Below are 23,632 nucleotides of genomic sequence, written 5' to 3'. Positions count from 1 at the left end.
ACCATGTCCGATCTCGATCCACGGATGTCCGATAAAAGCGTCTTTCCCGATCCGGTTTATAAGGAAACCGTGCTTCGCCCGCTTTTTGACGGCGCCAAGACCCATTACGTCGACGGCTTTCGCCGCATCGACCGCGCCCATCTCGTCATGCTGACCGAAACCGGCATTCTCGACCGCGAACAGGCCGCAGCCATTGCGGGTGCGCTGGAAGCCATCGACCGGGAAATCGATCCTGCGAAGCTGACCTATACGGGTGAAGTGGAAGACTTTTTCTTTCTCATCGAGAAGGAGCTGAAGGCGCGCATTGGTGTCGATACTGCCGGTCGCCTTCACACGGCGCGCTCGCGCAACGATATTGACCACACGCTGTTCAAGCTTGGCCTCAAGGATCGCATCGATACGCTGATGACGCAGGCCCGCAATCTGCTGGATAGCCTGATTGCAGCCGCGACCCGCGAAAAGGAGACGCTGATCGTCGCCTATACGCATGGCCAGCCTGCACAGCCATCGACCTTCGGTCATTATCTTTCGGCGGCAATCGAGGTTCTCATTCGCGACATGGAACGGATGGAAGCCGCACGTGCCGTTGTCAACCTGTCACCCATGGGGGCGGCGGCCATCACCACCTCGGGCTTCCCGATCGATCGCGCACGAGTGGCAAGCCTGTTGGGCTTTGCTGCCCCCTTATCCAATTCCTATAGCTGCATTGCGGCGGTGGATTACATCACCTCGACCTATTCGGCGCTGGAACTGATGTTCGTGCATCTGGGGCGCCTCATTCAGGACTTCCAGTTCTGGACCAGTTTCGAGGTCGGCCAGATTTATGTGCCGAACGCCTTCGTGCAGATATCGTCGATCATGCCGCAGAAGCGCAATCCTGTTCCAATCGAACATATGCGCCACCTGGCAAGCCAGACCATGGGCCGCGCCCGCACCGTTCTGGACGTCATGCACAACACACCTTTCACCGACATGAATGACAGTGAGGGCGAGACTCAAGCGATGGGCTATGAGGCATTCGCCTCCGCTGGTCGCGTGCTCGATCTTCTGGCCGCATTCATCGGCGCGATCCGGATCGATCCGGCCCGTGTGGCGGAAAATATCCGCCGCTCCTGCATCACTATCACCGAACTGGCGGATTCGCTGGTGCGCATCGAAGGGCTTTCGTTCCGGCAGGCGCATGAAATCGCAGCCAGGGTCGCGCGCGCTGTCGTCGCGATGGGCGGCGGTCTGGAGAAGGACGGTTTTGAACCTTTCCTCGATGCTTTCCGCGAGTCTGCCGGGCGCGAACCATCCTTCGGGGGCGAGAAGTTCGAGGAACTGGTGTCGCCGCAGCATTTCGTAGCCGTGCGCGACCGTCTTGGCGGTCCGGCACCAACCGCGATGAACGCGGCACTCGCGCGACACAAGGCGGAAGCGGACCGCTTCAAGGCGGTTGCTTTCGACCATGCGGCCGCCGAAGCAAAGGCTGCCCGCGAACTTAATGAAAAATTCAGTGCACTTGTGGAGGCACGCTGATGGCAACCATCGAACTTGAAAAGCTGGTCAAGCGTTATGGCAAGGTCGAGGCGGTCCGGGCAATCGATCTCCAGATCAAGGATGGCGAGTTCGTCGTTTTTGTCGGCCCTTCGGGCTGTGGCAAGTCTACGACCTTGCGCATGATTGCCGGGCTTGAGGACATTTCCGGCGGTCATCTGAAGATCGGCGGCGAAGTTGTCAACGAACGCGATCCGAAGCAGCGCAACATCGCCATGGTGTTCCAGAACTATGCGATCTATCCGCATATGACCGTGCGCCAGAATATCGGCTTTGGGCTTTATACGTCGAAACTGTCCAAGGCCGAGAAGGACAAGCGCATTGAGGAAACCGGCAAGGCGCTGGGGCTGGAACCCTATCTCGACCGTCGCCCGGCGGCATTGTCCGGTGGCCAGCGCCAGCGCGTTGCCATCGGTCGCGCCATGGTGCGCAATCCGTCAGCCTTCCTTTTCGATGAGCCGCTGTCGAACCTCGACGCCCAGCTTCGCGCGCAGATGCGTATTGAAATCAAGCGCTTGCATCAGCGTCTCGAGACGACGACCGTTTACGTGACCCATGACCAGGTTGAAGCCATGACCATGGCTGACCGCATCGTTGTTATGCGTGACGGCCGCATTCTCCAGACCGGTACGCCGACCGAGCTTTATGAAAACCCGACCGACGTGTTCACGGCGCGCTTCATCGGCAGCCCGTCGATGAACCTGATTGCGGGGCGCCGCAATGGATCGGGCGTGGAACTTGCACCTGATGGCGACATTCTGGTCGGCGTTCGCCCGCATGACCTGAAAGTCGAGGAGGGGACGGCCAATGGTCTATCGCTCACCGGCACGGTGACGGCGGTAGAGCCGCTTGGCGCGGAAACGCTGGTGCATCTTGATGTCAACGGCGTTTCGGTGATTGCAACGGCTCCGGGCAAGGTCATTCCCGCAACGGGCGGGACGCTTTCCGTGTCCGCACCGGCGGGAAGCCTCTATCTCTTCGATGCCAAGACCGAGAAAAGTCTGGGCCGCCTATGATGCCGCAACAATTCAGGCGTCCGGCAGTTCTCAGCATCGGGCGGATTTACTGCGACCTAATCTTCACCGGGCTGCAATCACTACCGCAGCCGGGGCGCGAGGTTTTTGCCGAAAATATGAAAATGGCGGCAGGTGGCGGGGCCTTCATTTCCGCCGCCCATCTTGCCCATGCGGGCAGGGCGGTCGCGCTGGTCGCACGTCTCGGCTTTGATGGCCTGTCACGCGGGCTGGAGCCGGACCTGAAGATCGATGGTGTCGATCTGCGCTTTCTGGAGCGGGCCGACGATGCCGGACCGCAGGTGACAGTGGCCAGTGTGATCGGCAATGACCGCGCATTCCTCTCGCGCCGCGCCGGTTCAGCGCTTCCCTCAACGCTTCAAGCCGCACTGCAATGGAAGGATGCAGGGCATCTGCATATCGCCGAATTCGCCACGCTGCATGAAATCCCTGATCTCGTGCGGCGGGCAAAGGCAGCAGGTCTTTCCGTCTCGCTCGACCCGAGCTGGGATGAAACGCTGATCTACGACCCCGGCCTGCTCGCTGCCTGCGAAGGTGTCGATATATTCCTTCCCAATCGTGAGGAAGCGCAGGCTATCACCGGCCATGACGATCCGGCAAAGGCGCTTGATGCGCTGGCCGGGTATTTCCCGGTCGTGGCTCTCAAGGGGGGCGGAGAAGGGGCGTGGCTGTGCACTGCTGAAGCGGACCTTCACATGGCGGCAAAGGATGTACCGGTTATCGATACAACCGGAGCAGGCGATGCTTTCAATGCAGGCTTCATCGATGCATGGCTCGAAGGTCACGATGCCTATCGGGCGCTTGCAGCCGGTATCGAATATGGAAGCCTTGCCGTACAGGCAGCAGGTGGCGCATCCATCCTGTGTTCGCCGGACCGGTTGGCTGGATAATTATTCGGAGCGGCGGCAGAATGCTCGCCGCTGGACAATCCACTTACCCGCTTGCCGGCATTGTTGACGCCAGATTGCCGATCTCGCTGCACCTTTTCACGGTGTTTTTCGGTTGGCTATTCTCTCGTTGGCTTATCCGTCGGCAGAAGCGTGAAAGGGATTGTAGAAAAACACAAGAAACACGCCGAATGCTGATTTTTGCACTTGCGCTTGTCGCGCGAATTGCCTAAACGGCTCTCACAGCGACTGGCCAGACACTTGGCGCAACAGTCGGGCGATTAGCTCAGTTGGTAGAGCGCTTCGTTTACACCGAAGATGTCGGGAGTTCGAGTCTCTCATCGCCCACCACTTACCCCCTTGAAATTGCTTGCAAATTTTGACTGAATAGAATGTGCGGTTGTTTGCATTTTTTGCCTAGCAACTGTATTGCTGCAGCTAGGGCAAACCTATTGCGCGACGGCGCGAGCTTTCTTCCTCAAAACTCCCCAAAGTTCCTGCGGCATCATTCAATTAAATTTGAGATGATATCGGATATGCGCTCGAATTTTTACACATGACGTCCTGGAAAATCCCGGTTCGCCCTTAGTTGCTACGAATCAATCGATGAAGCGCGTTGGAGAACCGCCCCTACGCTGGGTGACGATCTAGATGAGAAACGCCGAGCTGGTTCCGAGCGCTGAAAGAACTCAACGCCCGGCGATTGACGAACAGCACAGTGAAGAGTTCGTAATTTTCACTCTAAGCGAAGCAGAGGTACAGGGAGGGCGGCGATGAATATACAGCTTTTGTTTTTCACAGACCACATGTCGACGTCGATCTGTACACTCGTCAACAATTCGGGTGCCAATTGGACGCCTCCAGCATATTGGCGCTAGATTGAAACACGTCCAAACATGAAAATAGACATATGGAAAAATGTGATTTTTGCCATATGTGATACTTTCTCGACCAATCTTGTTCCATTATCTCCAATGAAAATATTTAGAGCTATTGTCATGGGTAAGGTGTCCCAGACTAAAAGTCTTAAAGGTTGTCTTCTTTTGAACCGCACTGATCTGCTCTTATGTAAAGCTCTGCTTCTTCATTCGGCCATCCTTTAACGAGCCGGGATCTAATCCAATCTGAGAGAAAATACTTACGGCAGGTCAGTTTTGGAGCTGTCTAGCTTCAGTAGCGCTTCGGCTGCATCACCGTCTATGATGAGGCCGTTGACTATACCGCTCTTCAAAAGAGCTCTGGTAGCGATAGCCTTTTCCTGGCCCGCGATGAGCAGGACGACCTGAACCTTCTGCAATTCGGCAAATCCGAGAGCGATAGTGCGTTGGTTCATTTCATGGTCGACCTGACGGCCCTCCTTATCAAAGAAAATGCCGTTGGTGTCACCGATTGCGCCTGCGGCCCGGAGGCTTTCAAGCTCCGGTTTGCTCAACATGTTTTGGCGGCGCAACAATGAATCTTCTGTCAACTCACCAGCACTGATGAAACAGACCGAAGCCGTGCGGGCAATTTCCATCGCGCGCGCTACAGATCGTTGGGAAATCAGAACTTTTCGGTCCTCGGCAGAATCGGCAATGAACGGCACGGGGAGGAAAAAGCCCTGTCCGCCAGTGCGGCGTGCCAACATATGCACAACTTCGAATGGGTTATAGGCAGAGTTGGCGGTCAGCGATCCCATGACGGAAATGAAGCGCGCTTGCGGTGCTCGCACACCGGCAAGTTGTAGCGTCATCTGCTCTATCGTGCGTCCCCAGCCGGTGCCAATGGTCGCTTCCTGATTGTCCGCAAGAAAATTCTTGAGGTAGGTCGCAGCAGCGACGCCAACTGCGCGAAACGAAACTTGCTTACGGATTTCAGACGCTGTGTCATCTGTATCGAAGTCGAATGGTGGCGTTGAAATGCAGAAATCCAGCCCATAGCGACGCATAAGTTTATTTTCGAGCGGCAGCGTGCCAGCATTCTGGTGGTCGATGGAGATGCTGACAAGACCACTTTCGCGGGCTTCTCCGAGAATTTTATTTACGCGTGCCCGGGTCAGGCCCAGCCGTGCGGCAGTCGCCTCCTGGTTGAATCCACCGATGTAATATAGCCACGCGACACGCACCATAAGGCTGTCTTCAGATTCGTTCATCGGTTCCTCTTGTCGTTTTCCTACACTGATACAAATGTAATTTAGTTTGACATTTGTAACCAACCATTGCTTAATTCGAACTGTTCCGGTGGACAAGAGCGCGATTGAGCAGGTGGGTCAACCGGAATGGAAAGCCGAGGTTAAAGCACAAAAGCCGCGTCTGGTTCGTGAGGATCTGAACCTGACAGGCGCCGAAGCGACAGGCTTGGAGGAGGGCGGAAAGCCGACATCATAGAAATGTCGCCGGAGACGCTCTGAGCCGGGGTTCAACAATGTGAGGCGGGTAGTGGGCTCAACCACGCCGCTTCTGGGAGGAATAAATGAATACGGGATTTTTCAAGAAGTCCATCGCGGCGGTCGCTTTAACCATGCTTATGGGTACTGCCAGCGCATCCGCGACCAATGTAGCCTGGGTGCATTCCAACGCTGCTGCGCAATCTGAACAACGTGCCAAGGCTGGATTTGACGCCTGGCTCAAGGAAACCGCCAAGGATTGGAACGTCAGCGTTCTCGATAGCGGCGGCTCGGGCGAACGCACTGCTTCGAACATTCAGGATGCCGCATCGCGCGGAGTAGATGCCATTATCGTAAGCATGTCTGATCTCCGAGCATCGCGTGCAGCGATTGACGCTGCGGTTGCTGCGAAAATTCCAGTCTTCGCCATCGATAGTGGTCAGGTAGACGGTGTGCTCGTTGACGTTACAACCAACAACTGGGCAATGTCTGCTTCTGTGTCCCCTTACCTGCTCAATGAGATGGGCGGCAAAGGCAATATGATTTTCCTGCGCATGGCAGAGCATCATGGCACCCGCAAGCGCGGTGACGTTATGGCCGCCGTGGTGAAGGAATATCCTGAAGTGAAGGTCATTGCCGAACATAATATCGACTACACTGCCTTCTTCGAAGACACGACCAGCACGGTGCAGGATTATGCATCGCGCTTTGGAGAAGAAATCAATGCCGTGTGGGCACCTTGGGATGAACCGGCACAGGCAGCCATCAATGCACTCACCGCAGCAGGCCTGAAAAATGTGAAGGTCATTGGTATCGATGGCCACCCACAGGCAATTGAAGAAGTCTGCAAGCCGGACAGCCTGATGATCGCGACTGTTTCGCAGCCGTTTGAAAAGATGGGCGCGCAGACCGGCGAGTGGATCGAAAGCATCGTCGTGAAGAAGGAAGATGCCGACACCGTCATTCCTTCCAAGACTGTCTATCTTGATGCGCCACTTGTCACGAAGCAGAACTGCAAGGATTTCCTCCCGAAGAAGTAGGCACCCCATTGCCTGCCACTGGCCGGGGCGTGACCGTTCCACGTTCCGGCCTTTTTTCAGGATTTAGAGCTGTCTCGGCTAAAACGGAGTCGTTGCAACCGCTCTACCTTCTTGTTTTTCCGCATGTCGTTACTCCAAAACTGGATCCCTATTTTGGAGGCATGCTCTAGCAATTCAATTCATGGAGTTCTTCGATGGCTGTAAGCCTTTCGCAGATCGTGATGTCTTATCCCGGTACTTTGGCGCTTGATCAGGTCAGCGCTGAATTCCGGTTCGATGAGGTGCACGGACTGATCGGAGAAAACGGCGCGGGAAAAACCACGCTGGTCAGCATTCTCGGCGGTAGCAAAAGCCCAACATCCGGCACGATAACGATTGATGGAGCTGAGGTGAAACTGAGCAGCGCCGGCGATGCCTTGCGCAAGGGGATCGCACATGTTTCGCAGGAAGGCAGCCTCGTTCCCGGTCTGACGGGTGCGCAGAATATTCTGTTGGGCGACGAGCCACGCATGGGGGTTGGCATCATCGATAGCCGGAAGCTCCTGGCCCGTGCGAACGAGCTGTTGGGCCGCTGGTTTCCCCAGGTTTCTATCGACCTTAATCAGCAGGTCGATATGCTGCCCATGGCCGACCAGAAGATTATCGAAATTGTCCGCGCACTGCGCGGTAATGTGAGGCTACTGATCCTTGACGAGCCGACGGCCACCTTGCCTGCTCGCGAAAAAGAGAGTCTTTGGGAAATCATCAAGACCCTGCCCAAACAGGGTGTCGGCATTGTGCTGATCAGTCACTTTCTTTCTGAAATCAAGGCGCTAAGCGATCGTATTACCGTTCTGCGCGATGGCCGACACATTGCAACGCTTCAGGCTGAAGATTCGAGCGAGGCGCAACTGATTGACCACATGCTCCAGCGGACAGGTGGTGAGGATGCAAGCGAACAGGAAATTCAGCCTGTACGTGCGTTTGGCAACGTTGTTCTGGACGTGAGCGACTGGAAAGCAGGCGGTGTAGAGGTCGAGCATTTTGCCATTCACGCCGGTGAGATTGTCGGGCTTATCGGCCTGACAGGGGCGGGACATTTCGGATTTGCGCGCTCGCTTTATGCCGCAAGCGGTGTGACCGACGGAACGTACCGGTTTCAGGGGGAGGTGCAGGCGAAAGTCGATGCGCGGACCATGCAGAAAAAGGGTGTGGCACTGGTGCCAGACCATCGCATGGAAAACGCGCTTGTTGGTGATTGGGACGTACGTGAAAACCTTGCAATGGTGCACCCGTCTTACGCGACTTTTGCTGGCACCGGCATATTGTTCATGCGCCGTGAAGCCCGCGAGGCAGACCGGATGATGGAGCTTATGAACGTCAAGGCGCATTCGCGCAGTCAGTTTGTTAAAGATCTGAGTGGCGGTAACAAGCAGAAGGTTTCGATCGGTAAGTGGCTTTACGGAGCCGACGATCACTATCGCCTGATGATCTTCATCGAACCGACGGAAGGCGTCGATATCGGTGCCAAGCGTGAAATTCACGCGCAGATGCGCCGTTTGGCAGAGAAGGGCGTTGCCGTTCTTGTCACCTCGTCAGACCTCATGGAAGTCGCGGATGTGGCTGACCGTGTCATCCCCTTTGTGAACGGACGTCCCGGGCCAGAAATTGGACGCGATGCGTTTTCTGAAGCGAAATTTATTGCTGCAATGGCAGGAGTTACCCAATGAACGCCCGATCCTCAGCGGTCACACCGCAATCTGCTCGCCATGCGCAGAGTTTCAGCAAAAAACTCAAAGGCGAGTGGCTGCTCAAATACAGTACGCTTTTTGTGCTTTTCCTCCTGTTCGCCGGCTTTTCACTCACGGTTGACCGCTTTCTGACAGCGAATAATCTTCTCAACATCATCCAGCAGATTTCCATGCTGACCATCGTCGGAGCAGGATTGACTTTCGGCTTTGCTGCCCGTGAGATGGATTTGTCGGTCGGCTATATGGTCGGAATGGCGGGTATTATCGTCCCCCTTCTGCTGGTTGCCGGCACACCTTTGCCGCTGGCATTGCTTGCCGGTCTCGGTGCTGGTCTGGTGGTGGGGTCCGTCAATGCAGCGCTTGTAACGCTGGTGGGGGTGCCTTCGTTGATTGCCACACTCGCAACAGGGTCCATTCTTTACGGCATCAACTTTTTGATGACTGGCGGGCGCGCCATCTATGGTGGTCTTCCGGCCAGCTATCTCTGGCTTGGACAAGGCCAGCTGTTTGGTATCCCGGTTCTTGCTTATGCTATGGTGATCGTTGTTTTTGTGGCCTGGTTTCTGATGGAACGGACCGTATTCGGCCGGTACATTTATGCGGTCGGCGGCAATCTCAAAGCAGCGGAACTTTCCGGCGTTAACGGTCGTTTTTATCGCGCTGCCGCTCTTGTGGTCTGTTCAATTTTCGCAGCCGTTGCCGGCGCGCTTCTTGCAGCACGTCTGGGCTCTGGCCAACCTAACGCGGGTGAACGCTATCTGCTCGACGGCCTCGCCACGGTGTTTATCGGAATGACCATGTTCCGTCCGGGTACTGCAACAATTGCAGGAACTTTCTTCGGTGCACTTTTCATCGGCGTCATCAATAACGGCCTCAACCTCATCGGGATGGACACATACATCCAGAGCATTGTGAAGGGTCTTATCATTCTCGTCGCGGTCGCGGTCGTTTCGCGTACCACCAAACTGAAGCTCCTTTGAGGAACTGCGTTAGGCATTGAACCAAACATCATGAAACATTTGCAACAGACAGGTCTGTCGGAGGCGCACGTGCAAAATCCGAGTAACTCTAATCTCCTCGAACTATACAGAACGATGCGGCGCATCCGCACTTTTGAAGAACGCGTGGGCGAATTGTTCGTGCGCGGCCAGACGGCAGGTTCGATGCTTCACCTGTCCATCGGTGAAGAAGCCGCTGCCGCCGGTGTTTGTGCAGCGATGCAGCCGCAGGATACATTCACGACCCACCATCGCGGACACGGAATATTTCTGGCGCGCGGGGCCGATCCGAAACAGATGATGGCGGAAATCGGCGGTAAGGAAACCGGGTATTGCCGTGGCAAGGGCGGTTCCATGCATATTGCCGATATGGCGCTTGGCCACCTTGGCGCGAACGCAATTGTCGGCGGCGGTATTCCTTCTGTTGTGGGGGCTGGTCTTTCCAGCAATTATCTCAAGAAGAACTCTGTCTCGCTCGCATTTTTTGGCGATGGCGCGATGCAGCAGGGCATTTTGTATGAAAGCATGAACATGGCGGCGCTTTGGGGCCTGCCGGTGGTTTTTGTTTGCATCAATAATCAATACGGCATGGGAACTCGTGTCGATCAGGCAACTGCCAACACGGCGTTTGAACAGCGCGCGCATGCTTTCGGGCTTAACGGTGCCGTGGTCGATGGCCTTGATGTGGAAGAAGTGAAGGCCACAGCACAAGGGCTCATCGATGATGCGCGTCTGGGCAAACCGGGCTTTCTTTCCGTCACCTGCTATCGTTTCTTCGGCCATGCGCGCATGGACAAGAGCCCATACCGCGCAGAAGCGGAAGAGACGGAAGGGCGCAAGAAAGATCCGGTGAAGTTCACGCGCGATCAGCTGATCTCGACAGGTCTTGCGCAGGAAGGAGCCCTCGACACGATGGACAGCGCAGTTGCTGCGGAGATGGACGCGACGATCGATTTCGCAGTCGAATCCAAAGCTCCGGCACTCACCTCCATGTTCAAAGATGTTTACGCCGTGGGTGAACCTGAACCAGAGCCGGTTCGTGCCCGTATCGACCGCGTACTTTCCAGGGATGAAGCATAATGGTTGCCATGACTTACCGCGATGCGCTGCGTAAAGCGCTGGATGATGCCATGGCTGAAGACAACACTATCGTTGTGATCGGCGAAGAGGTGGGCCGTTATGGGGGGGCCTACGGTGTTACCAAAGATCTGATCGGCAAATACGGCCCTGAACGCCTGATCGATACACCGATTTCAGAACCTGCAATTATTGGTGCTGCCGTGGGTGCAGCAATGACCGGGCTGCGCCCGGTCGCTGAACTCATGTATATCGATTTTCTCGGAATGACCATGGATCAACTGGCCAATCAGGCGGCAAAGATCCGCTACATGTTCGGTGGGCAGACCGGAGTGCCGATGGTGTTGCGAACGCAGGGCGGCACAGGACGCTCCGCTGGCGCGCAACACTCGCAGAGCTTAGAGGCATGGATCATGCACACGCCAGGTTTGCGGCTCGCCATGCCTGCTACGGTTCAGGATGCCTATCACATGCTGCGTCAGAGCCTCACAAAACCCGATCCGGTCGTCTTTATCGAGCACAAGGCACTCTACACACGCAAGGAAGAGGTTGATCTCGATGCTGAGCCCTTGGCATGGGGCAAGGCTGCGGTTCGTCGTACAGGCAAGAATCTGGTTATCGTCACCTATTCGCGCCAGCTCTTTTACGCGCTTGATGCAGCTGAAAAACTTTCGGCCAAGGGAATTGAAGCAACCGTTATCGATCTTCGCACGCTCAATCCGCTCGATTTTGATACGGTGCGTGAACATGTCGAGCGTGTAGGCAAGGCCATGGTTGTTTCCGAAGGCGTCTTGACCGCAGGTGTTGCCGCAGAACTTGCCGCCCGCATCACGGAAGAATGTTTCGATTATCTGGAACAACCGGTTGTGCGTGTTGCGGGCGAAGACATCCCGATCTCCGTTTCGCAGGAGCTTGAAGCTGGCAGCGTGCCGACCGCAGAACTTATCCGGTCTGTCGCGGAAAGAATGCTGTCATGACAGAACGTATTCTCAAAATGCCGCGTCTTGGCGAAACGATGGATGAAGGCAAGATTGTCGGCTTCCTCGTCAAGCCGGGCGACAGTTTCAGGCGCGGGGATTCAATTATCGAGATCGAAACCGATAAGACGGTTGCGGAATTCCCGGCGCTTGGCGACGGCACGCTCAATGAATGGATCGGCGCTATAGGGGATCATGTCGTGGTCGGCGCGCCTCTGGCGCGCATCGACATTGGCAGTGGTCCAGACTGGACGGATGATGGCGGCGAAAGCGCGTCTTCTCCTGAGGAGCCGGCTGCGTTGCATCCCGCACGCACAGCCGGTTCCAGCAATGCGCTCATTATAGCCGATCTGGATATGCCGCGTCTTGGTGAGACGATGGAAGAGGGGCGTATCGTACGCTGGCTGAAGGCTGCGGGCGATCAATTCGAGCGTGGCGAAGCTGTACTCGAAATTGAAACCGATAAAACGGTTGCAGAATTTCCAGCTCTTGTGAGCGGCAAGCTGATCGAGGTTCTGCGTCTTGAAGGCGACATGGTGACGGTTGGTGAGGCTATCGCCCGTATTGAGGTCGCGACAGATGCAGTTGTGCAGAAGGGCGAAGTGGTAGACCCTGAAGCGGTTGCACCAGCAGATGTACCGGCGCGCGTTGCGCAAAAGCCTGGGGCTTCCGGCAATGCTGGTCGCACGCGTGCTACGCCGTTGGCTCGCCGGCTGGCCCGCCAGAAAGGCCTTGATATCAACAGTCTTTCAGGATCTGGCCGCAGAGGACGTGTCGAAAAAGAGGATGTGCTGGCAGCCGCAAGCGGAACGCAGGCCGACACTGACGTAAAATTCGTGGCGCTGGCAAAAGGCCGTGTGGCCTATACGGATATCGGTCCCCAAAATGCGCGGACCCTGCTGCTGCTTCATGGCTTTTCAGGCGATCGAACGACATGGAGCGGCATAGCCTCCGGCCTGCGTCGTGCGGGTTTCCGCGTTATCGTTCCCGATCTTCCAGCCCATGGCCTGACGACGATCGATGCTTCACACCCGGAAGAATTGAGCGAATTCCTGCCCGCTTTCCTCGATGCCCTTTCCATTCGTCAGGTGGATATCGTGGCCCATTCGCTGGGAGCAGTCGCGGCGGCGGCTTTTGCCTCGGCCCACCCTGCCAGTGTTTCAAGCCTGACACTTGTTGCGCCTGCCGGCCTTGGTTCGGAGATTGACGCAGGCTTTGTATCGGGCATGGCGCAGGCAACGAGTGCCGGTGAGGTTGCACATCTGCTGCGCCGCGTTGCAGCCAAGTCCGTAGAGTTGACGGCTGCTCTGGCAGGAGAGATTGCCGCAACCATGGCAAACGGGCGTCTTAAGGAACTTGCGAAGGCAATCATAGGGCCTTCAGGCCAGCGCGCAGATATTGTTGCTTTGCTCGAAAGGCAGTCACGTTCAAAACCTGTCCGCGTTCTGTTTGGCCTTCAGGACCGTATCATACCGTGGCAGCAGGTAACCGCATTGTCACCTTTTATTGGTGTTCACTTCTTCGCTCAGTCGGGGCATATGCCGCAATGGGATGAGACAAAGGATGTTCTCGATCTGATTTTGAGTGTCATGGGAGAAGACAATGAATGACGTGAGAGCTCGGCTCAAGGAAGCACAATCGCGGCTTGGTGCCTTCGCCAAAGCAACGCCAGATCTGATGACGGGCTTTGCCAAGGTCAGTAAAACTGCAACGACTTCTGGAGCATTTTCGTCGGCACAGCGCGAACTGATCGCCGTTAGTATTGCGGTCACCAAGGGATGCGAGGATTGCATTCTTTATCACGTCGACGCCGCCATCCGCCATGGCGCAACCGAGCCGGAGTTGGTCGAGGTGCTTGAGGTTGCGGTCGAAATGGGCGGCGGCCCGGCTGTAATGTATGCAGGTAAGGCGTTGGAAGTGTTCCGCGGACTGACGTGAAATGTTGTACGATGAGACTTTCCGAAAACAGGGAGTGTCTCCGGGATCCATTCGGGAGGATTTGAATGGCTTATTTTCTGACCGCAGATGGCGGCACGGAAAGCATCCGCGCGCGGGTCTATGACCTTTCTGGCACGTGTCTGGCAAGTACCGCCGTGCCCTACGAAACGAAATTTTCGAGCGGAGCGCGTGCGGAGCAGAACCCGGAAGACTGGTGGTCTTCTTTCGTTCAGGCTGCGCGCAAAGCGATTTCAGAATCCGCAATTGACCCGACAGCAATTGAAGCCATTACGCTTGCAACGACGAGTTGTACCGTCGTTGCTCTCGATGGTGAGGGCAACCCCTTGCGTCCCTCGATTATTTGGATGGATGTTCGCGCAAGTGCTGAGGCCGAAGCAGTCCTTGCCACGGGCGACGACGCGCTGCTCGCCAATGGCGGCGGGCGTGGTCCTGTTTCGGCGGAATGGATGATCCCCAAGGCGCTTTGGCTCGCTCGCAATGAGCCAGAGATATTCAATAAAGCAGAAACTATCTGCGAGTATCAGGATTTCATGACATTGCGTTTGACGGGTGAAAAAGCCGCAAGCCTCAACAATGTGTCGTTGCGCTGGCATTATTCCACGGATCGCGGTGGGTTTCCCAAGACGCTTCTGGAAAAGCTCGGCCTTGAAGCCCTGCTGCAGAAATGGCCATCTCGTGTTGTCGCGCCGAGTGAGGTCATTAGCAATCTGTGCGCGGCGGCAGCGACTGAACTTGGTCTTTCGCAGAAAGTGAAAGTAGTTCAGGGGGGGGCCGATGCGCTGATCGGCATGATCGGTCTCGGCGTTGCCAAACCTGGACAGCTGGCACTGATCACCGGCTCGTCGCATCTGCAATTTGGCGTTTCCGACAAGCCTTTGCACGCGCCTGGGATCTGGGGCAGCTATCCGGATATGGTTTATCCAAAGCGCTATATTATCGAAGGGGGCCAAACCTCGACGGGTTCGATCATCGCCTGGCTTGGTCGGATGATGAACGGCACCATGGATATGGAAGAACTGAACCGCAAGGCGGCGGCACTGGAACCGGGTGCGGATGGCTTGCTTGTGCAGGACCATTTTCAGGGCAATCGCACGCCTTATACCGATCCGCTATCGCGAGGCGCAATCGTCGGGCTGACGCTTGCGCATGAGCCACATCACGTATTCCGCGCGATCATGGAAGGCATCAGTTTCGGCACCCGCGCCATTCTCGATGCTATGGCAGATGCTGGCTATCGCGGACGTGAAATCACGGTCGGGGGTGGTGCCAGTGCTTCGCCGCTTTGGCTCCAGATACATGCGGATACAGCCGGTTTGCCTGTCTGCGTGCCACGGTCGCGCGATGCGCCTTCGGTAGGCGCCGCCGTTCTGGCAGCACACGGCGCCGGACATTTTGCGAGTATCGATGATGGTATTGCCGCCATGGTCAAACCGGGCACATGCATTGAGCCTCGCCCGCGCGAAACAGAGATCTATAACGAGATTTATCAGCAATATCGGGCGCTTTATCCGGCTTTGAAGTCCGTTCGCTCCGCTTGATAAAGACTGTTGAGGTGGACTGATGCTCAAAGATTTTCAGCTGACCGGTAAAAACGCCGTTATCACGGGCGGCGCAAAAGGGATCGGACGGGCCATCGCCGAACTCTTCGTCGAGGCGGGTGCAACTGTTATCATTATCGACCGCGATGTGGTCGCGGGTGAAGCGGCTGTTGCCGAGCTAAACACCAATCGAGCAGCTTCGGCGCAATTCTATGCGCTGGATGTGACAGACCGGGATGCCAGCGAACAGGTGGCCGAAGCTATAACGCGTAATATCGGCGCGCCCGACATCCTCATCAATAATGCAGGTATCGTCAGGAATGGGCCTGCAAGCGATGTCACGGAAGCGGACTGGCGTACAGTGATTGACGTCAATCTCAATGGCGTTTTCTACTGCGCGCAAGCGTTTGGAAAGCGCATGGCCTCGGTCGGGCGTGGGGCGATCGTTAATATCTCTTCCATGTGCGGAGCAATCGTTGTCCACCCTCAACCGCAGATCGCCTATAACGCCGCCAAGGCGGGTGTAAATCTCATCACGAAGTCACTGGCGGTTGAGTGGGCGAAGCAGGGCGTACGGGTGAATGCTGTCGCCCCCGGTTACACCGCGACGGAACTGACACTGGCCGGACGCAGCAATAAAGAATGGTTTTCTACCTGGCTTGCCATGACGCCGCAGGGGCGGTTGGGTGAGCCGCGAGAAGTCGCCAATGCGGTTTTGTTTCTCGCGTCCGATGCTGCAAGCTTCGTAACCGGCACTGTGTTGGCGGTTGATGGCGGCTATACGGCTCTTTGAATTTCTGGAGGAGTTAAAATGGAACATCCGGCAAAGATCGCGCTTGTTACCGGCGCCAGTCGGGGTATTGGGCGCGCAATTGCTGTGGGTATGGCCCAACGCGGCTTCGATGTGGTGATCAATGACATTGAACGCCAGAAAGATGCGCTCGAAGAGGTCGCGAAAGAAGTCACTGCTATCGGTCGTCGCGCTCTGGCGGTTCATGCCGATGTAAGTAACAAGGGCGATGTCGAGGCGATGGTACAGAAAGCTGTCGGCACTTTTGGCCGCATTGATGCCGTTGTCAACAATGCGGGCATTTTGATTGCCAGCGACGTCGAACATCTCAAGGAAGAGCACTGGGACAGCGTTCTCGACGTAAATGCCAAGGGCACATTCCTCGTCGTGCAGGCCGTTTTACCTTACATGAAGAAACAGAAATACGGTCGCATCGTGAATATCGCCTCTATCGGCGGCAAGCATGGCGCACCGGAACAGGCGCATTATTCCGCATCGAAGGCCGCTGTGATGGGCTTTACGCGGGTGCTCGCGCAGGAGGTGGGCACTTTTGGCATCACGGCAAACTGCATCTGCCCCGGTATCATTTTGACCGATATGGGCCGCGTCAATCTTGATGACGTTGCAATACGTGAAGCCTGGCAGGAGAAGACCGCCATGCGACGGATCGGTGATCCCGAAGATGTAGTGGGACCAGTTGCATTTTTTGCGTCCGATGATGCCGCTTTCATAACGGGGCAGAGTCTCAATGTCGATGGGGGTATCGTATTGAGTTAAAGTCACTGCTTAAAAGTTATTCATGAAATACATCATATGGCAAAAGGGGAATTTTGCCATATGTGGTCGCGTCAAACTAGCGTTCATATTGACTGGAAAGGGGCCGAGATCGGACTGTCAGCTTTCCGGGAGCGAAACTAAAAAAGCAGACATGCGTTTGCGTTCGAGATAGAAAGTAGGTTCGAATCTCTTCCGGCGCGCCCGGCAGGATTCGAACCATCTGATGGCTGCGAGCCTATTGGAGTGACATTCGTCCGCTTTTGGGGAGCGCTAATTAGAGTCTGAATGTCCGGCTTGGGGGCGCAAAGCGGACTGGCAGCTTAGAGGCTACCGAAACCGCGTTCAGTCGGAGGCTATAGACCTTCAACGATATTACCTAGCTTGGGTATTTTCAGGCAAAATCAGGTTGGAATAAGTTGTTCCAAGCGCCAATGAAAGCTCGTAAATCGTTATGATTGTCGGGTTGCGCTGTCCCCTTTCAAGGCTGCTCAGATACTGCTGGCTGAAGCCTGAACGCTCCGCCACTTGTTCCTGTGTCAGGCCTTTTTCTTTTCGTATCCGGGCAAAATTATCGCCAACGATTTTTCGCACATCCATGCGTGAATTGTTGGCACTTTACATACTATAAGTTTATTAACTATAATATGTAAAACGAGCATCAATGGCTGCGCTGCTCTCTATGCTGTCGCGGCGTGTGCTGAGAGAAGGGTTTAGTAAGGCGGGGTAATAATTGCGGTGCGATTAGTTTGCTAACTGCGTTTCGGCTTTCTGCCCGCTTTGAGCCCGGTGGGTTTCGCGTCGTTGGTGTTAGGTTCGGCGAACAGTGCACCAATGGGAACGCCGAGTACGATATCCTCCTTCCGGAAACATCAACGATACGCTTCCTGAATATTTAAGATAGCCCCGTTTGTTCACTTCATGTTTCGACGGCGCCCGCAATTCAGGGCAAGCGACCGCTGCCGTCTTCGGGATGGCGCTCGAGATTCTGGCGGTTAAGGCACTCGAGAACCCGCTTTGCCTCGTCCTCGTTCAGGGCGATCTGCAGTCGACCCTCAAAGGTGACTGGATGGCCCTTGAAGGCATCAATCACCGACCACGTGCCGTCGCCATTCTTTTGAAGTTTATATCCATTCTCTATCATCGTTTTCTCCCGCATTCCTCCGCCGATTTGCACGTGATGCGCAAGGAAGTGCTGCGCTCATTCGAATGAAGCCTCTTCCGCCAGCCAGCCGTCATCCGTGCGCATATGGATATTTTGCAGTCGAGATATTCGCGTGTTGTCGTATCAAGTCGGTGAATGAGGATTAACGAAGCTGAGGCTCGAATGGTTCCCCTTGGGGATGGAATGGCGGGCTGCTGCTGAAATACTGCAGAGCTGTTCCAGTGCATATTGGTACAATCTGCCACTTATATGCCGGAGAAATCAGCTGCGCTCGATATAGCGGCCACTCAACCGGACCGCCCTGGCCAGTTGCCTTGACCTTTCACGAAGCGGCCTATGTAATATTGTGCCTAAAAAAATGGGAAGGAGAATTCAATGAGGATGATCCTGTACAGCGCCTTGACGATGGCCGTAATAGGCGCCGCTGCGAGCGGATGTACGACGGAGGAACGACGAACAGCCGGTTATGGTGTCGGCGGTGCCGCGATCGGCGGTCTTGCCGGAGCTGCCATTGGAGGTAACACGCGTGGCGCGCTGACCGGTGCAGCTATTGGCGCAGCAGCAGGCACGCTCGTCGGCGTCGCTCAGACCCGTAATGGTGTTCAGTACTGCCGCTATCGTGATCAGTATGGCCGTGTTTTTGAAGCACGTTGCCGTTAAAGCCTGTTCCGAAAACGTTAGATAGTTTTCAGGATAAGGTGCACGTAAAACAATAAAGTAGAGCATGTTGCCCAAAGTTGGGGGCGTCTACGCTGTAAAGCGTTTGCTACGGAGCGCTTGCGGCTCTGATTGTGTCAAACGACGGTATCGGGCCGAGATTCGCGCTAAAAACAAACAAATTGGGGCGCCGATCCGATTCAATCGGATCGGCGCCCTATATTGTCAGGCCTATTGGCTGAAGTTTCGTCCGTCGGCGCGTTTTGCAAAACGCAGCACGATGAAACCGGCAAGTCCGGCAACAAGCGAACCGATCAATATTCCGATCTTCGCTTCGTTCTGCAACAGCACATCATCGAATGCGAGAAGCGAGATAAACAGGCTCATGGTGAAGCCGATGCCGCATAGCAGGGTCGTTCCGAGCATTTGCGGCCAGCTTGCCCCGGCGGGCAAATCGACGATTCCGCCTTTCACCAGCAGCAACACTGCGCCGAAAATGCCGATCAGCTTGCCAATGGCCAAACCGGCGGCAACGCCCATGGTAACCGGTGCGAAGAAGGCTTCCATGCCGAGACCGGAAAAGCTGACGCCCGCATTGGCGAAGCCGAATATGGGCACGATGATGAACGACACCGGCTTGATCAGACTGTGCTCAAGCAGATGCAGCGGGCTTTCGGAGGCGGTTGCTTCAGGTTTCGCGGGCGTGCGCTTGATCGGAATGGTCAGTGCCAGCAAAACGCCTGCAATGGTCGCGTGGACGCCGGAGCGATAGGTGAAGAACCACAGTACGATGCCCAGTAGCAGATAGGGTGTCAGACGCTTCACGCCGCCAAGATTCAAGCCGATCAGGGCCGCGACAACCGCCGCAGCCAACCCCAGATCCATCAAGGAAACACCGGTTGTATAGAATAGTCCGATGACGATCACAGCGCCAAGGTCGTCAATGATGGCAAGCGCTGCAAGAAACACTTTAAGCGAGGTTGGAACTCTTGGTCCCAGCAGGGAGATGACGCCAAGCGCGAATGCGATATCCGTTGCAGCCGGGATCGCCCAGCCGTGGGAAGCACCATTATCGAGATTGAACGAAAGATAGACCAGAGCAGGCACTGCCATGCCCGCTGCAGCCGCTACACCGGGCAGAATGCGGCGTGGCCACGACGAAAGATGGCCATCGACCATCTCACGCTTGATCTCCAGTCCGACCATCAGGAAGAACACCGCCATGAGAGCATCATTGACCCAATGTTGAACCGAAAGTGGCCCAAGATAGGCATGAAGAGCGCTGAAATAAGTTTCGGAAAATGGCGAGTTTGCAACCAGCAATGCGGCTATGGCTGCAGCTATAAGCAGCAGCCCGCCCGACGACTCGCTGTCAAGAAAATTGCGTATAGTATTTTGAATGCGACCAGCCATGGCAGCTCCCTGACAGAAACGGTTAAGAACAGTCTCCGTATTCAGGGTAATCCCTGGGCGCACGCAGCACACGCCATGATGCCAAGATAGCGACAAATTCTGCGGTTTCAAGTCGCTTTATGAAGCCGCGATTCAATTATTGAAAGAAATCGCATCGCATTTCATTCCATCAATAATAGTTTCGAATTGATTGCTTTCGATTTGGGGATATGTATGAGTAGTATCAATTATTTACTTGTATATATTTTAAGCGATCAGTTTCAATCGAACGATTATTTATCGTTATTTCCTGTTTTCATTTGGGGTGTGTTTCGATCTGACCGGATCGGATCGGCCTTCGTTTCGCTTCGGTCAAATTATGCTCCAGTGTCAGCGGATATGACCAATGTTGGAGGGAGCGCTTGACAAGCCGTGCCCGGCTTTCCATGCTCGGTGACACAATTTGAACAAGATTATTCAGGGAACGGAGAGCAGTTATGACAATCGGAAAACTCACTCGGCGTGGCGTGGTTGCTGCATTTGCCGGGATTTTTGTTGTCGGGGCCAGTATCGCCGTTGCGCAAGCTCCGGCCTTCTTCCGCATCGGCACCGGAGGAACAGCGGGCACCTATTATCCGATTGGCGGACTGATCGCGAATGCGATTTCCGGAGCAGGCGATAAAGGCGTTCCGGGTTTGGTGGCCACGGCGGTTTCATCGAACGGTTCGGTCGCCAATATCAACGCTATCCAGTCCGGCTCGCTGGAATCCGGTTTTACCCAGTCGGATGTGGCTTACTGGGCATATACGGGCACGGGGCTTTATGACGGCAAGGGCAAGGTGGAAGATCTGCGCCTGATTGCTACGCTCTATCCGGAAACCATCCATCTGGTCGCGCGCAAGGGCGCGGGAATCGAATCCGTGGCCGATCTCAAGGGAAAACGCGTTTCCATCGATGAGCCGGGATCGGGCACGATCGTCGATGCTCGCATTGTGCTGGAAGCTTACGGATTGAGCGAAAGCGACATCAAGGCCGAGCATTTGAAGCCGGGACCGGCGGGAGAACGTCTGAAGGATGGCGCCCTTGATGCCTATTTCTTCGTCGGTGGTTATCCGACCGGCGCAATCTCGGAGCTGGCTACGTCGAATGGCATTTCGCTGGTTCCGATTTCCGGCCCTGAAGCGCAGAAGATTCTCGAAAAATACTCGTTCTTCTCGAAGGATACAGTTCCGGCCGATACCTATAAGGATGTGGGCCAGACCGACACTCTGGCAGTCGCCGCACAATGGGTAACGAGCGCCAAGCAGCCGGAAGAGCTCGTCTACAATATCACCAAAACCCTGTTTAACGACGACAGCAGAAAAGCCTTCGATGCCGGGCACGCAAAAGGCAAGCTTATCAAGCTTGATACGGCAACGACCAGCCTCGGCATTCCGCTGCATCCCGGTGCGGAGCGCTTCTACAAGGAAGCAGGCGTTCTGAAATAAGTCGCCGTTCCGGTTTGGATGAACAAGATGCACGGAGTTTCACCAGAACTCCGTGCATTTGCTTCCAGCCAACAAAGAAACATTAAAACAAGTGGTTAGGGCAGTTTTTGATTCAGTTGGATCAACCACGCTCTGAATGGAGAGGCCAGTATGGTGAGCGAGCAAGAGGCGAAACTGTCGCCCATGGAACTGGATGAAGCCAAGGCGCGCGAACTGGAAGAGAAGTTCGACTCAGAGATTCGCTTTCGCCCGCTGGGGCCGCTCGCAGCCCGTATAGTCGGCGCGCTGTTGATCGCGCTTTCCATTTTCCACTATTACACTGCGGGTTTCGGCCTTCTGTCGGAAATGGTGCATCGCGGCATTCATCTTTCCTTTGTGCTCGGCCTCGTTTTCCTTGTTTTCCCGTTTTCCCGCAAGGGATACGACAAGCCCACCACATCGTCATGGCTGAGACCACTTGGCATTTCCATCATCGATTGGGCCCTGGCAATCATCGCGGTCGTGTCCGTTGCGCATGTTCCGCTGATACCGCTCGACGATCTGGCTTTCCGTGTCGGCAACCCAACAACGACGGATGTCGTTCTCGGCGGTCTTCTCATTCTGATCCTTCTGGAAGCGACGCGGCGTTCCGTCGGTTGGCCACTTCCGATCATATCTGTCCTGTTCATGCTTTATGCGATCTATGGGCAGCATATGCCGGGCATTCTCGTGCATCCCGGCGCGACGGTCAGCCAGCTTGTCAATCATCTTTATCTGACGACACAAGGTATCTACGGTATCGCGCTCGGCGTGGTTGCAACTTACGTCTTTCATTTCGTGCTGTTCGGGGTTTTTGCCACCCGCATCGGCCTCGGTCAGCTGTTTCTGGATTGCGCGGCCTGGGTAGCGGGCCGTTTCGCAGGCGGCCCAGCAAAGGTTTCCATTTTCGGGTCCGCTCTGTTCGGCATGATTTCGGGTTCGTCGGTCGCCAATACGGTGACGGTGGGTTCGCTGACGATCCCGGCGATGATCCGGCTCGGTTACAAGCGCCACTTCGCCGCCGCCGTGGAGTCCGCATCATCGACAGGCGGGCAGATCACGCCGCCGATCATGGGGGCAGCCGCGTTCCTGATGATCGAATTCCTGAATCTGCCTTATACGACAATTATTCTGGCTGCCATCGTGCCTGCCTTCATGCACTTCTTCGGTGTGCTGATGCAGGTTCATTTCGAAGCCAAGCGTAACGGCTTGCGCGGCATGACGAAGGAAGAGCTGCCTGACCTGAAGGAAGCCTTCAAGCGTGACTGGCCGACCGTCATTCCGCTGATCGTGCTGATTGGCGTTCTGCTGTCGGGTTATACGCCTTATCTGGCTGCATTCTGGGGTATTACGCTCTGTATTGCGGTGGGATTGCTCAATCCGCGCAAGCGCATGTCGATAGGCGAGATTTTTGACGGACTGCGCGACGGGGCCAAATATGCGCTTGCCGTTGGCGCGGCGGCGGCGACTGTCGGCATCATCGTCGGTGTGGTGACGCTTACTGGTGTCGGCTTCAAGATCTCCTACATCGTGACATCGACGGCCGCGCAGCTTGCGACCTATTTCGGCACTGTTCTGCCCGCGGCCTGGTTTGGCCCACAAACATTGACGCTGCTATTCACGCTCATCATGACGGGGATTGTCTGCATTCTGATGGGCTGCGGCATTCCGACGACAGCCAATTACATCATCATGGCCACAATTGCCGCACCCGCGTTGGGGCTGCTGGGCGTTGAGCCGATTGTGGCCCACTTCTTCGTTTTCTATTATGGGGTGTTGGCAGATATTACACCGCCTGTTGCGCTCGCGGCTTATGCGGCGGCGGGTATGGCAGGTGCTGATCCGTTCAAGACTGGCAATACGGCCTTCCGGCTCGGCCTCGGCAAGGTGCTGGTGCCATTTGTTTTCGTTTTCTCCCCATCGCTTCTGCTGGTTACGTCGAACTTCAACTGGCCTGATTTCCTGGTGGCATTCCTCGGTTGTGCCATAGGCATCACTGCTTTGGGCGCCGCATTGTCAGGCTTTTTCCTGGTGCGCACCAAGGCGTGGGAAAATGTCCTGATGGTTTTTGCGGCCATTCTCCTGGTTGCACCGGAGATCTACTCATCGATCGTGGGACTGCTGTTACTGGTGCCGGTTGTGGTTCGCCACCTTTCGTCGCTGAGGCAGCCACAGGCAGTATAGGGATTGCCTGATCGGTGACGCACG

General features: G+C 55.6%; 20 protein-coding genes and 1 tRNA gene. 18 read left to right on the top strand and 3 right to left on the bottom strand.

The features are described 5' to 3' along the window. The first annotated feature begins 3 nt into the window (after positions 1–3). The 4 genes from argH (at position 4) to JNC70_RS09485 (ending at position 3,808) form a co-directional block, all read left to right on the top strand. Entirely contained in the window at positions 4–1,518 is a 1,515-nt protein-coding gene (argH, locus tag JNC70_RS09500; protein WP_104753999.1) for an argininosuccinate lyase, read from the top strand. Continuing rightward, complete coding sequence (locus JNC70_RS09495) at positions 1,518–2,552, top strand: ABC transporter ATP-binding protein (RefSeq protein WP_104754000.1); 1,035 nt, start codon at positions 1,518–1,520, stop codon at positions 2,550–2,552. The genes argH and JNC70_RS09495 overlap by 1 nt, the downstream gene beginning before the upstream one ends. Beyond that, positions 2,549–3,460, top strand: coding sequence for a carbohydrate kinase family protein (locus tag JNC70_RS09490; RefSeq protein WP_104754001.1), 912 nt, complete (start codon positions 2,549–2,551; stop codon positions 3,458–3,460). Before JNC70_RS09495 ends, JNC70_RS09490 begins: the two co-directional genes overlap by 4 nt. Positions 3,461–3,732: 272 nt before the next feature. Then, a tRNA-Val gene (locus JNC70_RS09485) sits at positions 3,733–3,808 on the top strand. A 787-nt stretch (positions 3,809–4,595) separates the two neighbouring features. On the opposite strand, the gene JNC70_RS09480 is transcribed toward JNC70_RS09485, so the two are convergent. Further along, a complete protein-coding gene (locus JNC70_RS09480) occupies positions 4,596–5,588 on the bottom strand; it encodes a sugar-binding transcriptional regulator (protein ID WP_104754003.1) in 993 nt (330 codons plus the stop codon). Positions 5,589–5,908: 320 nt separating this feature from the next. Here JNC70_RS09480 and JNC70_RS09475 point away from each other — a divergent pair, with 320 nt between their 5' ends. The 10 genes from JNC70_RS09475 (at position 5,909) to JNC70_RS09430 (ending at position 16,708) form a co-directional block, all read left to right on the top strand. After that, positions 5,909–6,862 (top strand): sugar ABC transporter substrate-binding protein, encoded by a 954-nt coding sequence (locus tag JNC70_RS09475; protein ID WP_104754004.1) that lies wholly within the window; start codon positions 5,909–5,911, stop codon positions 6,860–6,862. 194 nt (positions 6,863–7,056) lie between these two features. After that, positions 7,057–8,571: a sugar ABC transporter ATP-binding protein gene (locus JNC70_RS09470; RefSeq protein ID WP_104754005.1), complete on the top strand. Its 1,515-nt coding sequence runs from the start codon at positions 7,057–7,059 to the stop codon at positions 8,569–8,571. Next, on the top strand, positions 8,568–9,572 hold the full coding sequence (locus JNC70_RS09465; RefSeq protein ID WP_104754006.1) for an ABC transporter permease: 1,005 nt from the start codon (positions 8,568–8,570) through the stop codon (positions 9,570–9,572). Before JNC70_RS09470 ends, JNC70_RS09465 begins: the two co-directional genes overlap by 4 nt. Before the next feature lie 69 nt (positions 9,573–9,641). After that, on the top strand, positions 9,642–10,670 hold the full coding sequence (locus JNC70_RS09460) for a thiamine pyrophosphate-dependent dehydrogenase E1 component subunit alpha (RefSeq protein ID WP_104754110.1): 1,029 nt from the start codon (positions 9,642–9,644) through the stop codon (positions 10,668–10,670). Beyond that, positions 10,670–11,644, top strand: coding sequence for an alpha-ketoacid dehydrogenase subunit beta (locus JNC70_RS09455; RefSeq protein WP_167394003.1), 975 nt, complete (start codon positions 10,670–10,672; stop codon positions 11,642–11,644). Before JNC70_RS09460 ends, JNC70_RS09455 begins: the two co-directional genes overlap by 1 nt. Further along, positions 11,641–13,254: an acetoin dehydrogenase dihydrolipoyllysine-residue acetyltransferase subunit gene (locus tag JNC70_RS09450; RefSeq protein WP_374788583.1), complete on the top strand. Its 1,614-nt coding sequence runs from the start codon at positions 11,641–11,643 to the stop codon at positions 13,252–13,254. Before JNC70_RS09455 ends, JNC70_RS09450 begins: the two co-directional genes overlap by 4 nt. Further along, positions 13,247–13,582 carry a carboxymuconolactone decarboxylase family protein gene (locus JNC70_RS09445; RefSeq protein ID WP_104754009.1) on the top strand — a complete coding sequence of 112 codons (336 nt, stop codon included), beginning with the start codon at positions 13,247–13,249 and terminating at the stop codon, positions 13,580–13,582. Before JNC70_RS09450 ends, JNC70_RS09445 begins: the two co-directional genes overlap by 8 nt. Before the next feature lie 65 nt (positions 13,583–13,647). Then, positions 13,648–15,141 carry an FGGY-family carbohydrate kinase gene (locus tag JNC70_RS09440; RefSeq protein WP_104754010.1) on the top strand — a complete coding sequence of 498 codons (1,494 nt, stop codon included), beginning with the start codon at positions 13,648–13,650 and terminating at the stop codon, positions 15,139–15,141. Positions 15,142–15,163: 22 nt separating this feature from the next. Beyond that, positions 15,164–15,934 (top strand): SDR family NAD(P)-dependent oxidoreductase, encoded by a 771-nt coding sequence (locus tag JNC70_RS09435; protein WP_374788582.1) that lies wholly within the window; start codon positions 15,164–15,166, stop codon positions 15,932–15,934. An 18-nt stretch (positions 15,935–15,952) separates the two neighbouring features. Beyond that, positions 15,953–16,708, top strand: coding sequence for an SDR family NAD(P)-dependent oxidoreductase (locus JNC70_RS09430; protein WP_104754012.1), 756 nt, complete (start codon positions 15,953–15,955; stop codon positions 16,706–16,708). Positions 16,709–17,080: 372 nt separating this feature from the next. On the opposite strand, the gene JNC70_RS09425 is transcribed toward JNC70_RS09430, so the two are convergent. Continuing rightward, positions 17,081–17,305, bottom strand: a complete 225-nt coding sequence (locus tag JNC70_RS09425; RefSeq protein ID WP_104754024.1) for a helix-turn-helix domain-containing protein — start codon at positions 17,303–17,305, stop codon at positions 17,081–17,083. Positions 17,306–17,615: 310 nt separating this feature from the next. On the opposite strand from JNC70_RS09425, the gene JNC70_RS09420 reads away from it, so the two are divergent. Both JNC70_RS09420 and JNC70_RS09415 read left to right on the top strand, forming a co-directional pair. Then, positions 17,616–17,918 carry a hypothetical protein gene (locus JNC70_RS09420; protein ID WP_167394004.1) on the top strand — a complete coding sequence of 101 codons (303 nt, stop codon included), beginning with the start codon at positions 17,616–17,618 and terminating at the stop codon, positions 17,916–17,918. A 327-nt stretch (positions 17,919–18,245) separates the two neighbouring features. Further along, positions 18,246–18,530, top strand: a complete 285-nt coding sequence (locus JNC70_RS09415; RefSeq protein WP_104754026.1) for a YMGG-like glycine zipper-containing protein — start codon at positions 18,246–18,248, stop codon at positions 18,528–18,530. 228 nt (positions 18,531–18,758) lie between these two features. Here JNC70_RS09415 and nhaA read toward each other — a convergent pair whose 3' ends face one another. After that, positions 18,759–19,940 (bottom strand): Na+/H+ antiporter NhaA, encoded by a 1,182-nt coding sequence (gene nhaA, locus JNC70_RS09410; RefSeq protein ID WP_104754027.1) that lies wholly within the window; start codon positions 19,938–19,940, stop codon positions 18,759–18,761. Between the two features lie 476 nt (positions 19,941–20,416). Between nhaA and JNC70_RS09405 the strand changes: the two genes are divergently transcribed. Then, complete coding sequence (locus tag JNC70_RS09405; protein ID WP_104754028.1) at positions 20,417–21,406, top strand: TAXI family TRAP transporter solute-binding subunit; 990 nt, start codon at positions 20,417–20,419, stop codon at positions 21,404–21,406. A 150-nt stretch (positions 21,407–21,556) separates the two neighbouring features. Next, positions 21,557–23,608, top strand: coding sequence for a TRAP transporter permease (locus JNC70_RS09400; RefSeq protein WP_104754029.1), 2,052 nt, complete (start codon positions 21,557–21,559; stop codon positions 23,606–23,608). Positions 23,609–23,632: the final 24 nt, after the last annotated feature.

The organism is Brucella oryzae (genome assembly GCF_041929965.1).
GTDB lineage: Bacteria > Pseudomonadota > Alphaproteobacteria > Rhizobiales > Rhizobiaceae > Brucella > Brucella oryzae.
Note: the sequence above shows the minus strand (reverse complement) of the source record. Positions and strands in the feature narration are given on the sequence as shown.

Excerpts from the sequence above, each read along its gene's own strand:
- argH (WP_104753999.1), top strand. The coding sequence starts at position 4 with ATGTCCGATCTCGATCCACGGATGTCCGATAAAAGCGTCTTTCCCGAT.
- JNC70_RS09495 (WP_104754000.1), top strand. The coding sequence starts at position 1,518 with ATGGCAACCATCGAACTTGAAAAGCTGGTCAAGCGTTATGGCAAGGTC.
- JNC70_RS09490 (WP_104754001.1), top strand. The coding sequence starts at position 2,549 with ATGATGCCGCAACAATTCAGGCGTCCGGCAGTTCTCAGCATCGGGCGG.
- JNC70_RS09480 (WP_104754003.1), bottom strand. The coding sequence starts at position 5,588 with ATGAACGAATCTGAAGACAGCCTTATGGTGCGTGTCGCGTGGCTATAT.
- JNC70_RS09475 (WP_104754004.1), top strand. The coding sequence starts at position 5,909 with ATGAATACGGGATTTTTCAAGAAGTCCATCGCGGCGGTCGCTTTAACC.
- JNC70_RS09470 (WP_104754005.1), top strand. The coding sequence starts at position 7,057 with ATGGCTGTAAGCCTTTCGCAGATCGTGATGTCTTATCCCGGTACTTTG.
- JNC70_RS09465 (WP_104754006.1), top strand. The coding sequence starts at position 8,568 with ATGAACGCCCGATCCTCAGCGGTCACACCGCAATCTGCTCGCCATGCG.
- JNC70_RS09455 (WP_167394003.1), top strand. The coding sequence starts at position 10,670 with ATGGTTGCCATGACTTACCGCGATGCGCTGCGTAAAGCGCTGGATGAT.
- JNC70_RS09450 (WP_374788583.1), top strand. The coding sequence starts at position 11,641 with ATGACAGAACGTATTCTCAAAATGCCGCGTCTTGGCGAAACGATGGAT.
- JNC70_RS09445 (WP_104754009.1), top strand. The coding sequence starts at position 13,247 with ATGAATGACGTGAGAGCTCGGCTCAAGGAAGCACAATCGCGGCTTGGT.
- JNC70_RS09440 (WP_104754010.1), top strand. The coding sequence starts at position 13,648 with ATGGCTTATTTTCTGACCGCAGATGGCGGCACGGAAAGCATCCGCGCG.
- JNC70_RS09435 (WP_374788582.1), top strand. The coding sequence starts at position 15,164 with ATGCTCAAAGATTTTCAGCTGACCGGTAAAAACGCCGTTATCACGGGC.
- JNC70_RS09430 (WP_104754012.1), top strand. The coding sequence starts at position 15,953 with ATGGAACATCCGGCAAAGATCGCGCTTGTTACCGGCGCCAGTCGGGGT.
- JNC70_RS09425 (WP_104754024.1), bottom strand. The coding sequence starts at position 17,305 with ATGGATGTGCGAAAAATCGTTGGCGATAATTTTGCCCGGATACGAAAA.
- JNC70_RS09415 (WP_104754026.1), top strand. The coding sequence starts at position 18,246 with ATGAGGATGATCCTGTACAGCGCCTTGACGATGGCCGTAATAGGCGCC.
- nhaA (WP_104754027.1), bottom strand. The coding sequence starts at position 19,940 with ATGGCTGGTCGCATTCAAAATACTATACGCAATTTTCTTGACAGCGAG.
- JNC70_RS09405 (WP_104754028.1), top strand. The coding sequence starts at position 20,417 with ATGACAATCGGAAAACTCACTCGGCGTGGCGTGGTTGCTGCATTTGCC.
- JNC70_RS09400 (WP_104754029.1), top strand. The coding sequence starts at position 21,557 with ATGGTGAGCGAGCAAGAGGCGAAACTGTCGCCCATGGAACTGGATGAA.